The following is a 13,352-nucleotide window of genomic DNA, read 5'->3' as shown; positions in this document are numbered from 1 at the left end:
AGTCACTCAGGTACCGCTACCCTTACCTCGCCGCACATCCGAGGAAAGGGTTCCGTAACCTAAGACCCGCCCTTCGATACAGCGAGGAGTCACCACCACAGTGACCACACGTCCGCTACTCGGCCGCCACGACGCTCGCCGACCCGACGGAGAACGGTGCGGGGTCGAGAACGTTCCCGTTGCGCCGCCGCAGCGGAGTTCGCGTATGGCCGCTGCGGCCATCGACGCCCTGATCGTTCTGATTCCGCTCTTCATCGGTTGGTCGATCGTCGACGCTCTCGGTGACGACAACGGCGGCGGCCAGGCAGACCGATTCGTGTTCGGAACGATTGCCGTGCTCGTCTCGTCGGCACTGTTCGTCTGGAATCGGGGATACCGCGACGGCAACGAGGGGCAGAGCACCGGTCGACGCTGGCTCGGGCTGACACTGCGAGACAGTCACACCCGTGGACCCGTCGGCGCGCGCCGCGCCCTGTGCCGTCATGTCGGGATCGGCACTGCATCAGCCGAGGTAGTTCGGGTAAAGCGGGCTGCCGCTGAGGGATTCGAGCCGATCCCCCAAGACGGCTCGGTCGCAGCCATTCGACGGCGAAGGTTGCTCGGCCTGGCCGTGTTGGTCGTCGCACTCGTGGCCGGCGTCCTCGCCAGCGTCGCCATCGGCGCGCGGCCGATGACCTTCGCCGAGATCGCCCACGCCCTCATCGACTCGACGGGCACCGACACCGACATCATCGTCCGCACATTGCGTGTACCTCGTACGGTCCTCGCGCTCGTCGTCGGTATCGCACTGGGCATCGCAGGTGCCCTGATCCAAGGACACACTCGAAACCCGCTGGCCGACGCCAGTTTGCTCGGGCTCAACTCCGGAGCAGCGTTCTTCGTCGTGATGGCTATCTACCTGTTCCGATTCACCTCACCGAGCCAATACCTGTGGTTCGCGTTCGCCGGTTCGGCGGCAGCGAGCATCGTCGTGTTCGGCCTGTCGTCGATCGGCTCAGGCAGATCCAGCCCGATCAATCTGGCGTTGGCGGGCGCGGGCGTCGCATTCTTCCTGTCGGCGATGACCAACGCTGTCGTGCTCCTCGATCAGACGAGCCTCGACGGCTACCGCTTCTGGGTGGTCGGATCCGTCGCTGGTCGTGGACTCGACGTGCTGTGGCAGGTACTTCCCTTCCTGGTGATCGGGGTCCTCATCGCGCTCGCGAGTACCCCCGGATTGAACGTCATGAGCCTGGGCGAGGACGTCGCCCGCTCGCTCGGGACCAATATCGCACTCACCCGCACCGTCGGCATTATCGCGATCACGCTGCTGACCGGTGCCGCGACCGCCGCGTGCGGGCCCATTGCCTTCGTCGGCCTCGTCGTTCCGCATATCGCCCGCGCGGTGACCGGGCCCGACTACCGCTGGCTCGTTCCCTATGCAGGCCTCATGGGTGGTGTGATGCTGATGGTCGCCGACGTCATCGGCCGCGTCGTCGTGCGCCCTGGCGAGTTGCAGGTCGGCATTGTTCTCGCCCTCGTCGGTGCGCCGTTCTTCATTGCGCTCGTACGCCGGAGAAAGCTGGCGAGCCTGTGACCGCCGGCCTCGGATCCCCCACACCGTCGACATCGAGACCCGGTGCCGTCCCCGCACGGCCGGCAGTGCGCGTGGGCCGCGTGTCCCTCGTCCGGCGTCCACTCATGGTCGTCACCACCGTGTTGTTGGCCGCCGCACTGGTTCTCATCATGTGCGTGAACATCGGCCGCGGCGATTTTCCGCTCTCTATCGCGCAGGTGCTCGACGTACTTCTCGGCGGCGGCTCGAGGATCGAGCGGTTCATCGTGATGGACCTACGCCTCCCGCGATCGCTGACCGGTCTGCTCGTGGGTGCGGCGCTCGGCATCTCCGGTGCGATCACGCAGTCGATCTCGCGCAACTCGCTGGCCAGCCCTGACATCCTGGGCATCACCGCCGGTTCCAGTGCAGCAGCTGTCGCGTTGATCGTCCTCGGCGGCGGCATCGGCGGAATGCTCGCCACCGTGGGGCTTCCCATTGCGGCGCTGATCGGCGGCGTCCTCACCGCGATCGCGATCTACACCTTGGCGTGGCGCAAAGGCGTGGACGGGTTCCGCCTCATTCTGGTGGGCATCGCTGTCAACGCCATGCTCACCGCAGTGATCGGCTGGTTGCTGGTCAGTGCCGACATCAACGATGTCTCGCGGGCGCAGGTCTGGCTCAACGGCTCGCTCAACGGCGCCAACTGGTCCACGGTCTGGCCAGTCGCGATCGCCGTCGTTCTCGTCGGCGGCGGCACCGTCGTCGCGACGTTCACGCTGGGCGCGCTACGCCTGGGTGACGACAACGCACGATCACTCGGCGTACGCCTCCAACACAGCCAGGCAATGATGCTCTTGGCTGCCGTCGGCCTCGCCGCCATCGCCACCGCCGCTGCAGGTCCCATCGGATTCGTTGCGCTCGCAGCGCCACAGATCGCACTTCGAATCCTGCGAACGCCCGGTCCGCCGATCATCGGGTCGGCGCTGACCGGCGGTGTGTTGGTGGTGTCGAGCGATCTGATCGCTCGCACGATTCTGCCGGTGGAGCTACCGGTGGGCATCGTCACCTCGGCGCTCGGTGGACCGTTCCTTCTGTACCTTCTCGTGCGCAGTAATCGAAAGGCCTCCGTATGACAATCAGCCATGCCTCTCGCTTGGTCGCAGACGATCTCACCCTCGGGTACGGCGATCGAACGATCGTCGAAAACCTCGATCTGGCGATTCACACCGGGTTGATCACCACCGTCATCGGCCCGAACGGCTGCGGGAAGTCCACCCTGCTGCGTTCTCTCGGACGCTTGCTCAAGCCCAAAGCCGGAGGTGTGCTGCTCGACGGCCGTGCGATTTCGTCGATGAAGACGAAAGAGGTTGCCAAAACCCTCGGCATGCTGCCGCAGGCACCGACGGCTCCGGAGGGATTGACCGTCGCGGACCTGGTCTCTCGTGGTCGTCATCCGCATCAGTCGTGGATCCGACAGTGGAGCTCGGACGACGAGTCGGAGGTGGCGAACGCACTCGAACTCACCGGCGTGGGTGACCTCGCCGACCGCCCCGTCGACGAGCTCTCCGGTGGCCAAAGGCAACGCGCGTGGATCTCGATGGCGTTGGCGCAGGGCACCGACATCCTGCTTCTGGACGAGCCGACCACCTACCTCGACCTGGCCCATTCCGTGGAAGTGCTCGATCTCGTCGATCGACTGCATGCCGAACTGGGCCGCACGATCGTCATGGTGCTGCACGATCTCAACCTCGCACTGCGGTACAGCGACCAGTTGATCGTCATGAAGGACGGACGCATCGTCACGTCCGGTCGCCCTCAGGACGTCATTTCCCAGGAACTGCTGCTCGACGTCTTCGGCCTCGAAGCCGCCGTGATCGAGGATCCGATGTCGGATCGTCCCCTCGTCGTCCCGATCGGTACCCGGCACGTCTACGGATCGGTGGGCGGTCCGGTGAAGTCCGAAAAGCATGGCGCGGCACCGGATTCTCGGGCTGTGTGACCCGATCCTTCACCTCTCGATCATGGTGCGGACAAGTTTGAACCCCTGGCCGATGGAGACATCGGGCAGGTAGGCCCTACCGATCGCGTTTCCGATACTGGGTAATGCGGCCGGGTCCGCGAAGGTCATGTGCATCGATTCGTATCGAGGCTGGAACTTGGATTTGAACGCCAGCAGCGAACGGAACCCGTAGACCGGTTCCAGAGTGCGTCCGAGCACGTCGAGCAAGCGGTCGAGTAGACCGGACAACGTCGACTGCTCGGCACTGGACACATGCTCGGGCTGCTTCTCGTCGACTTTGGCCAAGGGCGCGCCCGAGAGACTGAGGAACCGGGCACCCTCCTGCTCGAGAAGCAGGGCGGCCGAGGCGATCAGGAATTCCATGGTCGGTCGGAAACCCTCCGAGCGCCGACGCATGAAGTCGAGCGTCCACCCGACGATGACACCCTCCTCGTAGACGGGCATCCACGAGGTCACACCGTGCACGGTTCGATGCTCGTCGACGGCGATCAGACACCGCACGTTCTCGTCGTCCACCTCTTCGAGCCCGCCGAGAGTGAAGCCCATCTCCGGCATTCCCTTGTCGGCAACCCACTCCTCGGAGATCGCCGTTATCTGATCGGTGATAGCGAGAGGAGCTGTCGGGAACCGGATCCACTCGGCCACGACGCCCGCCTTCTTGGCACGGTTGAGTGCCGTTCGGACATCCTGGAATCGCTTGCCGGTGAAGGCAATTTGTTCCAAGTCCAGGACCGTCTCCTCGCCGACCTGAATGCCGCCCCAGCCGAGCGAGTCGGTGATCCGGCGAACATCGGGGGTGACGGAGTAGAAGCACGGGACCCAGCCGTTTTTCGATGCGAACTCCGCAAAATCGACGACGTTGTCTCGCAACGACTCTCGCGGACCGACCGGATCTCCGGTGGTGAGCGCAACGCCGGAGATGACACGGTAGGCGACGTAACTTCGCCCGTCCGGACCGAACCAGTACTTGTTTCCGCGCCATGTCGTCATCCACGACAGAGCCGATCCACTGCTCGCCATCAACAGCCCTCGTGCCCGTTCGGTGGCATCTGTCTCGGTTCCGTACACCGGGGTGAGGAAGGTGCCTGCGGCGAGCACGCAGACCAACACCCAGAACGCCACTCCGGTCCACTCGAACAACAAGGTGGTGGGGACGCTCTGCGGCAGCAGGGCGGGCTCGAGCCACTGCAGATAGACCGGCGGCACCAAGCGCTGCGGAAAGTCGGTCAGTAGTCCGCCGAACGAGGGTGAATCGGCGAAACCGCCTCGCGCCAGGTACCCACCGATCGAGTAAACCAGCGCCAGTGCAGCGCCGACGCCGACCACCGAGGCCGCCCACCGCCTGTAAGTACCGGCCGGAGCCGACACATCGAAGAATCGACGGGTGACGATCAGGACCACCAAGACGATCAGGGGCAGTAGAAACGGCGCGATGGTGCGGTATGCGGTCGGTGATTCCAGTCCGTAGAACATCGACTCGTCGTCACCGGACTCCAAGAACCGAATCCCGAAGTTGGCCAACGAGAGTCCGAGCAGAACCACCTGAGAGACGACCGCCATCGCCCACGCAAACCGTCTCCCCCGGCGCAGTCCGTCGCTGACCACAAGCAAAAACAGGGACGGCATGATGCTCAAGATGGTGGGGCCCACTCCCCCCAGCCTCAGATCGAGCAGGCCGCGGCGACATTCCGCCGGATCGGTCGTCGCATCGGCACAGATTTCACGCACCTCCGCGGCCGTGTACGGAACTCCACGCACCACATCTCGAAGTACCGCGAACGGACCGACTGCATTGGGGCTCAATGCCGCCAGTACCGGCCCGAGGGCACTCGCGGCGACGATCAACGCAACCAAGACGCGTCCTTCTCGTTGGGTGCCCGCCAGTCGCGGTCCGCGGGCCGAACGGCCGACGATCCACGGGCCCGCCACCAGACCGATGACGGCGGCAGCAAGCCGGATCACATCCTGCAAGTGGCCACCGAAGAGGGCCAACGTCACGAGCAGGGCCAGAATTCCGACGCGAAGCCGCCTGCGCCACAACGTATCCATGCGCGAAGTGGCCACCAACACCACGCCGAAGATCCAGGTCGTCGGACCGACAGCCGTCCCGACGTGCAACCGGAAGCCCCAGTCGGCGTCGAACGTCTTGGCCAGGGCCGCCAGACCGAGACCGAGCAGCGAACCGGCCACCTGAGTGACGAACGCAGCGACGGCGAAACGAGCCGACCCGATCCGACGTTCGATGGGCGCGGCGGCGAGGAGAACCGCAATCGTCGCCACGACACACCCGGCGATGTTCGGGGCCACCAATCCCGAGGTCAGTGGGGTCCACAGGTGCCAGCGCTCGAATGGCATGATCCCGACCGCGAAGTACCTGTCCAGCTGGCCGCGGTCATCGATGACGGCAGCGGCGATGCCGGTGGCCCACACGACGGCGAGCAAGACGAAACCGACCGGGGCTCCGACGGCTCCGAAGAGAACAAGTGACCAGACGCGCCGCAACTGCCGCATCACTGCAGATGCAAGCGCCGCGAGGGACGTCCTCCGCTTCGACATCCACGTCGGCCCCACCGAATCGTGTGTCTCGGCGCCAGACGTCGCTGCCGTCGACTGCTCGGGATCGGTCGCGCTCACGAAATCAACCCTGTTCTCGTTGCCAGCCAAGGAAGTTCACGTCGTAAGCCTTCCGCCCAGACCTCGAAGCTGTGGCCGCCCGGTACCTCCACGTACTGCACATCCATTCCGGCGGCCTTCGCCGCGTCGTACATCTCTTGCTGTCCCGGTTTGAAGTCCTTGTCATCGGTACCCACGACGAAAATACCGGCCGAGTCCGGGTACCGACGCGATTTCAGCAGGTCGAGCGGGTTGACAGCAGTGAACGCTGCAGCGTCTCCGCCGAAAGCCTGCTGCACAGTGCGATTTCGATCGCCGAGGGTCGGCTCGCGCTGGCCGGACAGGTCGAGGAACGTGGGGTACACGTCGGGATGATTGGTCGCCATCTGAATCGAGCAGGTTCCGCCGTAGGACAATCCGCCGATGGCCCAGTGCGCACGATTTTCATCGATTTGCAGTGCACTGTCGATCCAGTCGGGAACGTCGCGGGACAGATAGGTGTCGACGTTGCCGAGGGGCGAATCGACACAGAGCGGATTGGCTATCGACGATCCCGTGCCGTCGGCAACGACCACCACCGGTGCCAGACCGGCGTGCTCACGTGCGAAATTATCCATGGTCAGCGCCAGCCTTCCGCCGTTGAGCCAGTCCTCGGGCGCACCCGGCTGACCAGCGAGCAATACCAGAACCGGCAGCAGTGGGCGAGGATCTGCGAAGTAGGCGGGCGGCAGATAGATCTCTGCGTCTCGGGCGGAGAAACCGGACACGGTACCCGGAATCGCCGCCGAGGTGATCTTCCCTGCCGCCGGCAGATCGGCAGGTGCGGTCCAGACCGAGTCGAGCGGTGTTCCCGTGACGGTCTGCGCGACAGCGGCCGGCACATCCGAGAACGGAATCCGAGCAGCCGACTCCACGCCCAGTGCATTTCCCACAGTGGGATACGCGTCGAATTCGAGGTTCACGTGCAAGGCGGCCGCAGCCACCACCGCGAGCGCAGCGAGCACCGATACGAGCTTGCCCAGCACCCTCCGTGCCGCGAGCAGACGGGGAACCAGCGCGAACAGCGATGCCAGACCTACCCCGATCCATACGTAGATGGAAGTAGCGATCGGATCAGGAAACGGTCGCCATACCTTTTCGACGACGACGTAGCCGATTCCGGTGACGACTATCGCGGTCGTCACCGCGATCGGCAATGCCCGTGCGGTGTAGCTTCTCGATCTCGACACGAGCAGCCACACACCGCCGAGAGCGCCGAGCACGGAGACGATCACCGGAACCGGGCCGTCGATCAACGACAAAGAATCGAACCAGTCCACGCGATGACTCCACTCACTTCTCGAAAGTCGGGCCGCGGGGCGGCACGATCACGAGTGAAGGATATTCGCCTCGAGCCTTCTGCGGTCGCGACCCGCCTATTCGAGCCGATGGGAGCTATGACGGAACACACACCGCCCGAACTCCGGGTACTACTGCCAGTAGTACGCATGTGCGTCGGACTAGCCGTAGACTCGGTGAAATGGCTGGTCTTGGTGAACTAGAGCGCGCAGTGATGGACCATCTGTGGGAATCCTCGGATCCGCAGACCGTTCGGCAGGTCCACGAGGCGCTGGCGAAACATCGCGAACTCGCCTACACGACGGTGATGACGGTGCTGCAGCGATTGGCGAAGAAGAAGTTGGTCGTTCAGCAGCGTGATGATCGAGCGCACCGCTACGCTCCGCTGCATGGACGCGACGAGTTGGTCGCCAGCCTCATGGTCGACGCGTTGTCACAGGCTCCGGCATCGGGCGGGCGGGCGGCGGCCCTGGTCCATTTCGTCGGGCAGGTGGGGGCAGACGAAGCCGCCGCACTGCGTGAGGCACTTGCCGCTCTCGAAGTGGCACAATCGAGCGGAGAATCGCCTTCGGCCGAAGAAGGCCGTCCAACGGATCGACGCACGCCGTAGTAAGTGAGGACATGAACTCGACGACTGCGCTGGCCTTCGCGGTGCTCGCGCTTGTTTTGGCGGGGCCGATCCCAGCGGTGCTCGCTCGCGCCCGCTGGCCTTACCGGTCTCCGCGTGCAGCGCTCGTGCTGTGGCAGGCAATCGCACTCGCCGCTGTGCTGTCGGCGTTCAGTTCCGGCCTCGCGATCGGCGGCCTGCTCCTTGTTCCCGGTGCAGACGGTCGCCCGACAACGGCACCCACCGACGAGATCGACGCACTCGGTCTTCCCCTCTGGATCTTCTACGTCGCCGTCTTGGCGATCACGCTCGGAATCGGCGCCAAGCTGATGTTCTCCGTCGTCCAGGTAGCCGTGAGAACCCGACGCCGACGTTCCCGTCACCGCATGCTGGTCGATCTGCTCGACCGAAACAGTTCGATCGAGAATGCCTTTCGCGGTCTTCGCGATGCAGACATCCGTGTGCTCGACGCGGCCGAGCCGATCGCGTACTGCCTCCCTGGCCTGCGCCAGAGAGTAGTACTGAGCCGAGGAACGCTCGCGGAGCTGTCCGAGGCAGAGGTCACGGCAATACTCAGCCACGAACGTTCGCACCTGCGTGCCCGTCACGACCTGGTTCTCGAGGCATTCACCGCGGTCAACGAAGCCTTCCCCAGAATCGTGCGAAGCAAATCGGCACTCGGCAGCGTGCAACTGCTCGTCGAACTCCTCGCCGACGACTCGGCCGTGAAGGTCACCGGACCCACTCCACTGGCCAGGGCATTGGTCACGTGCGCGGGGTCGACCGCACCGAGGGGTGCGATGGCGGCAGGCGGTCCGCACACGTTGATTCGGGTGCAGCGATTGAGCGGGCCCGGCAGCGATATCCGTATTGCTGCGGTTGCCTACGGGACCGCCGTGGTGATTCTGGTTCTGCCGACGATCTATGTGGCAATGCCCTGGCTGGAAGAACTGAGCAAACTCGTCGGGTGAGTCGGTGTTCGAGCGGGGTCGCGCAGGTCACACCGAATGAGTGTGAACAATGTGCGGCGAGTCCCGTACAGTGGACCTCGGTCGCCATCGCGACTTAGCAATCGAAATGGCACAAACAGCCCCACTTTATGCAGTTCCCTGCGTATCGATGGCCAGGTGACAGTGCCCTGGCTCGTATCAATGTGTTCTGGCTGTTTTTCCGTGTTTCCCGATTTTCGGGTGCTCTCAGCTTCGGGCTTATTGGCGTGCCCGTAATCCGGAGAGGCTTTACTGCGTGACCCACGCTGTTTCCAACACACCCGTTTCCAACACACCGATTTCCACCGCGTCCGACGCCGCGGTCACCGCGGCACCCGTCGCGGCACCGGCGTTCACCTTCGCCGATCTCGGACTGCCCGAGGCCGTTGTCGCCGCCCTGGCACGCAACTCGATCACCGTGCCCTCCCCCATTCAGGAGAAAGCGCTGCCCGACGCCATTGCGGGCAAGAACGTTCTCGGTCGTGCACAGACAGGTTCGGGCAAGACCCTCGCCTTCGGCCTGCCGATTCTGCAGCGTCTGTCGCTGCACACCGATCGACCGGCCGCCAAGCGCCCTCGTTCGCTCGTGCTGGTTCCTACGCGCGAGCTCGCTTTTCAGGTAGTCGAATCTCTCGCGCCCTACGCCAACGCGCAGGGTCTACGAGTCATGCCTGCTGTCGGCGGCACCCCGTTCAACAAGCAGGTCGAACAGCTACGCCGCGGCGTCGATGTCCTCGTCGCCACCCCGGGCCGCCTCGCCGATCATCTGCGCCAGGGCACATGCATCCTCGACGCTATCGAGATCACCGCACTCGACGAGGCCGACCAGATGGCAGACATGGGCTTCCTTCCCGAGGTTCGGGCCGTTCTCGCCGATACTCCTGCGGACGGTCAGCGCATGCTGTTCTCGGCCACCCTCGACCGTGAGGTTCAGTCGCTGGTGCGCCAGTTCCTGCCCGATCACGTCGAGCACTCCACCCAGGACGGCAAGGCCAGCGTCCGAACGATGGACCACTACGTTCTGATGGTCGATCGGGGTCAGAAGGACCTGGTTCTCTCCGAGATCGGTGCACGCGAAGGTGGCCGCACCATCATGTTCGCTCGGACGAAGCTGGGCTGCGACGGCATCACCGATCGCCTGCGGGCGCTCGGCATCGCCGCGGAGTCGTTGCACGGTGGAAAGGCCCAGAACCAGCGCACCCGTGTGCTCGAGCGCTTCAAGAACGGGCGCACGCCCGTCCTCGTCGCCACCGACGTCGCCGCGCGCGGCATCCACGTCGACGGTATCGATCTGGTCGTGCACGTCGATCCGCCTGCCGATCACAAGGATTACCTGCACCGTGCAGGACGGACCGCACGGGCGGGCGAGAAGGGCACAGTCGTCGCGATCGTGCTCCCCAACCAGCGCCGCCAGGTGCTACGCCTGACCGGAATGGCAGGCGTCAAGGCCACGGCCGTCAACGTCTCGCCGGGTTCGACCGAGCTCAACAGCATCACCGGCGCAAAGAAGCCGACCGGCGAGCCGCTGCGCGCCGAGTCCGCGCCCCGTGACCGAAACAGCCGCCCCCGCAGCGGCGGATACCAGGGGTCCAACCCGCGCAGCAGCGGCGGGTACCAGGGTGACCGCCCGCGTACCGGCTACCAGGGATCCAACCCGCGCACCAGCGGTGGATACCAGGGTGACCGCCCGCGTACCGGCTACCAGGGATCCAATCCGCGCACCAGCGGCGGCTACCAGGGATCCAACCCCCGTAGCGAAGGCGGATACCAGGGCGATCGCCCACGTCGCAGCGACTCGAGTGCATACCGCGGCTCGGACAGCCGGGGTTCCGACAACCGCCGCCCGGCATCTACGTCCCGCCAGGAGGAACACCGGTCGGGAGGCTTCCGCAGCCGCACCGAGCGTCGCTCCTACGACGGATTCGACGGTCCGGCTCGCAGCCACTGATCGGTCCCTCGGCGGCCACTGATCGGTTCACCATCGAGCGATCGTGAACCGATCGGCGTACATCCACGACACGAGGTGTCGCATTCTTCGCGAATGCGACACCTCGTGTCTTTGTGCGCGGGCAGGTTTCACATCTGCTCGGGGGTTGGCTCGCGCTCGATCGCTCGGCAAGGAAAGCTGTCTGTATGACCTCAGCAGCAGAACCGACAGAACTGGCTCAGATCGGAGTCACCGGACTCGCCGTCATGGGCTCCAACATCGCACGTAACTTCGCCCATCACGGACACACCGTCGCATTGCACAACCGCAGCATCGCGAAGACCGATGCGCTGATCGACGAGCACGGCACCGAAGGCACGTTCATCCGCACCGAAACCATCGAGGAATTCGTGGCAGCGCTCGCGAAGCCGCGCCGGGTTCTCATCATGGTCAAGGCAGGAGATCCGACCGACGCCGTCATCGAGGAGCTCGCCGACGCGATGGAAGAGGGCGATATCATCATCGACGGTGGTAACGCGCTCTACACCGACACCATCCGCCGAGAGGCTGCGATGAAGGAGCGCGGTCTGCTCTTCGTCGGGGCCGGTATCTCGGGCGGCGAGGAAGGCGCGCTCAACGGCCCTTCCATCATGCCCGGAGGTCCGGCCGAGTCCTACAAGGCGCTCGGCCCGCTGCTGGAATCCATTGCAGCGCAGGTGGACGGCACCCCCTGCTGTACTCACATCGGACCGGACGGCTCCGGTCACTTCGTCAAGATGGTGCACAACGGCATCGAATACGCCGATATGCAGCTCATCGGTGAGGCGTACAACCTCTTCCGCGACGCACTCGGCTACAACCCGGCGCAGATTGCCGACGTGTTCAGCGAGTGGAACAACGGCGATCTGGAGAGCTATCTGGTCGAGATCACCGCCGAGGTGCTCCGCCAGGTCGACGCCAAGACGGGTCAGCCTCTGGTGGACGTGATCGTCGACGCCGCCGAGCAGAAGGGCACCGGACGCTGGACGGTCAAGGCTGCTCTCGACCTCGGAGTTCCCGTCACGGGTATCGCCGAGGCTGTTTTTGCTCGGGCTCTGTCGGGCTCGCGGTCCCAGCGTAAGGCCGCCGTAGGCCTTGCCTCTGGAACTCTGGCCGACAAGCCCACCGACGCAGAGCAGTTCACACACGACATCAGCCGGGCCCTGTACGCGTCCAAGATCGTCGCTTATGCACAGGGTTTCGATCAGATCGCTGCGGGCAGCGCCGAGTACGACTGGAATCTGCATCCCGGCGACCTCGCCACGATCTGGCGCGGTGGTTGCATCATCCGGGCGCGGTTCCTCAACCGGATCAAGGACGCCTACGACGACGACGCCGAACTCCCCAGCTTGATCCTGGCACCGTACTTCCGCGACGCGATCGAGGATGCCATCGACAGCTGGCGTCGGGTCGTGATCACCGCGGCCTCACTGGGCATTCCGGTACCGGCGTTCGCCTCCTCGCTGTCGTACTACGACGCGCTGCGGGCCGAGCGGTTGCCCGCTGCGTTGACGCAGGGCCAGCGTGACTTCTTCGGAGCGCACACGTACGAGCGCACGGATTCCGACGGCAAATTCCACACTCTGTGGAGTGGCGATCGCTCCGAGGTCCAGGCCTGACAAGGCTCGCACTCACGCGGTGGCGCTGACCTCGTCGTCCAGCGCCACCGCAGTGCATGGCGATGCTCTGTCAGTGTGGAATCGGGCCGAAGATCGGCTGCACCACGATCGAGGGGATGCCCTCCCATGGCAACGACCCGTCGAGGTCTCGCCAGACCGTCTGCACGGCACCGAATCGACCGTTTCCGTACACGTCGGAGGCGGCATGGAGAATGTCGGCGCAGTCCGGTACATCGATGGTGAACAACTCGAATCCTGCTGCCGAGCAACCCATCCCGGCCTCGATCTCGAGCATTCCGGAGGCCACGAAGCTACCGAGCGAATTCAGGATGCGCGAGGACTCCTGCGGCCCGCGGCCCGTCACAACGATCTCCGGACTACCCAGATCGGTGAGTCCTACCGTGTAGCAGAAGGCCGGGTGAATTCCATACCGGTCGACCTCCGATTCGACATACTGCAGTGCCCACCCGAATTCGTCGATCGAGCGCTTCAGATCCTGGACGTACTCGTCGGCACTGCGCCCCTGACACATTTTGCACATAGCTCCCCCAACTCGGCATGCAACCGCCCCCTCGGCGATCACGGTCGTGGAACTCACTTCGAACATGCGTTCCAACGGCAGTATTGCGGCGGGTACCGACAAGAAGGGTCCGGGCGTCTTCG

At 64.6% G+C, this 13,352-nt stretch carries 10 protein-coding genes; 7 read left to right on the top strand and 3 right to left on the bottom strand.

What is annotated here, in order from left to right; translation table 11 throughout:
• Positions 1-100: 100 nt before the first annotated feature.
• Genes ACOQFP_RS26345 through ACOQFP_RS26335 form a run of 3 tightly spaced genes read left to right on the top strand, consistent with a single transcriptional unit; the run spans position 101 to position 3,536 of the window.
• Positions 101-1,576 carry an iron chelate uptake ABC transporter family permease subunit gene (locus tag ACOQFP_RS26345; RefSeq protein WP_421585986.1) on the top strand — a complete coding sequence of 492 codons (1,476 nt, stop codon included), beginning with the start codon at positions 101-103 and terminating at the stop codon, positions 1,574-1,576.
• Entirely contained in the window at positions 1,573-2,670 is a 1,098-nt protein-coding gene (locus tag ACOQFP_RS26340; protein WP_421585985.1) for a FecCD family ABC transporter permease, read from the top strand. Before ACOQFP_RS26345 ends, ACOQFP_RS26340 begins: the two co-directional genes overlap by 4 nt.
• Positions 2,667-3,536 (top strand): ABC transporter ATP-binding protein, encoded by an 870-nt coding sequence (locus ACOQFP_RS26335; protein ID WP_206487699.1) that lies wholly within the window; start codon positions 2,667-2,669, stop codon positions 3,534-3,536. Before ACOQFP_RS26340 ends, ACOQFP_RS26335 begins: the two co-directional genes overlap by 4 nt.
• 9 nt (positions 3,537-3,545) lie before the next feature.
• Here ACOQFP_RS26335 and ACOQFP_RS26330 read toward each other — a convergent pair whose 3' ends face one another.
• Both ACOQFP_RS26330 and ACOQFP_RS26325 read right to left on the bottom strand, forming a co-directional pair.
• Positions 3,546-6,068 carry a bifunctional lysylphosphatidylglycerol flippase/synthetase MprF gene (locus tag ACOQFP_RS26330; protein WP_241256367.1) on the bottom strand — a complete coding sequence of 841 codons (2,523 nt, stop codon included), beginning with the start codon at positions 6,066-6,068 and terminating at the stop codon, positions 3,546-3,548.
• A 119-nt stretch (positions 6,069-6,187) separates the two neighbouring features.
• Positions 6,188-7,489 carry an alpha/beta hydrolase gene (locus tag ACOQFP_RS26325; protein ID WP_206487703.1) on the bottom strand — a complete coding sequence of 434 codons (1,302 nt, stop codon included), beginning with the start codon at positions 7,487-7,489 and terminating at the stop codon, positions 6,188-6,190.
• Between the two features lie 200 nt (positions 7,490-7,689).
• Here ACOQFP_RS26325 and ACOQFP_RS26320 point away from each other — a divergent pair, with 200 nt between their 5' ends.
• The 4 genes from ACOQFP_RS26320 (at position 7,690) to gndA (ending at position 12,689) form a co-directional block, all read left to right on the top strand.
• Positions 7,690-8,118 (top strand): BlaI/MecI/CopY family transcriptional regulator, encoded by a 429-nt coding sequence (locus tag ACOQFP_RS26320; RefSeq protein WP_421585984.1) that lies wholly within the window; start codon positions 7,690-7,692, stop codon positions 8,116-8,118.
• An 11-nt stretch (positions 8,119-8,129) separates the two neighbouring features.
• A complete protein-coding gene (locus ACOQFP_RS26315; protein ID WP_206487707.1) occupies positions 8,130-9,086 on the top strand; it encodes a M56 family metallopeptidase in 957 nt (318 codons plus the stop codon).
• A gap of 274 nt (positions 9,087-9,360) precedes the next feature.
• Positions 9,361-11,052: a DEAD/DEAH box helicase gene (locus ACOQFP_RS26310; protein ID WP_421585983.1), complete on the top strand. Its 1,692-nt coding sequence runs from the start codon at positions 9,361-9,363 to the stop codon at positions 11,050-11,052.
• 185 nt (positions 11,053-11,237) lie between these two features.
• Positions 11,238-12,689 (top strand): NADP-dependent phosphogluconate dehydrogenase, encoded by a 1,452-nt coding sequence (gene gndA / locus ACOQFP_RS26305; RefSeq protein ID WP_206487709.1) that lies wholly within the window; start codon positions 11,238-11,240, stop codon positions 12,687-12,689.
• 70 nt (positions 12,690-12,759) lie between these two features.
• Here gndA and ACOQFP_RS26300 read toward each other — a convergent pair whose 3' ends face one another.
• Entirely contained in the window at positions 12,760-13,221 is a 462-nt protein-coding gene (locus ACOQFP_RS26300; protein WP_421585982.1) for a DUF4262 domain-containing protein, read from the bottom strand.
• Positions 13,222-13,352: the final 131 nt, after the last annotated feature.

Origin of the sequence: Rhodococcus sp. MALMAid1271 (assembly GCF_049195265.1) — a bacterium.
In the GTDB taxonomy this organism is placed as follows: Bacteria; Actinomycetota; Actinomycetes; order Mycobacteriales; family Mycobacteriaceae; genus Rhodococcoides.
Note: the sequence above shows the minus strand (reverse complement) of the source record. Positions and strands in the feature narration are given on the sequence as shown.

Excerpts from the sequence above, each read along its gene's own strand:
- ACOQFP_RS26315 (WP_206487707.1), top strand. The coding sequence starts at position 8,130 with ATGAACTCGACGACTGCGCTGGCCTTCGCGGTGCTCGCGCTTGTTTTG.
- gndA (WP_206487709.1), top strand. The coding sequence starts at position 11,238 with ATGACCTCAGCAGCAGAACCGACAGAACTGGCTCAGATCGGAGTCACC.
- ACOQFP_RS26300 (WP_421585982.1), bottom strand. The coding sequence starts at position 13,221 with ATGTGTCAGGGGCGCAGTGCCGACGAGTACGTCCAGGATCTGAAGCGC.
- ACOQFP_RS26330 (WP_241256367.1), bottom strand. The coding sequence starts at position 6,068 with ATGCGGCAGTTGCGGCGCGTCTGGTCACTTGTTCTCTTCGGAGCCGTC.
- ACOQFP_RS26320 (WP_421585984.1), top strand. The coding sequence starts at position 7,690 with ATGGCTGGTCTTGGTGAACTAGAGCGCGCAGTGATGGACCATCTGTGG.
- ACOQFP_RS26335 (WP_206487699.1), top strand. The coding sequence starts at position 2,667 with ATGACAATCAGCCATGCCTCTCGCTTGGTCGCAGACGATCTCACCCTC.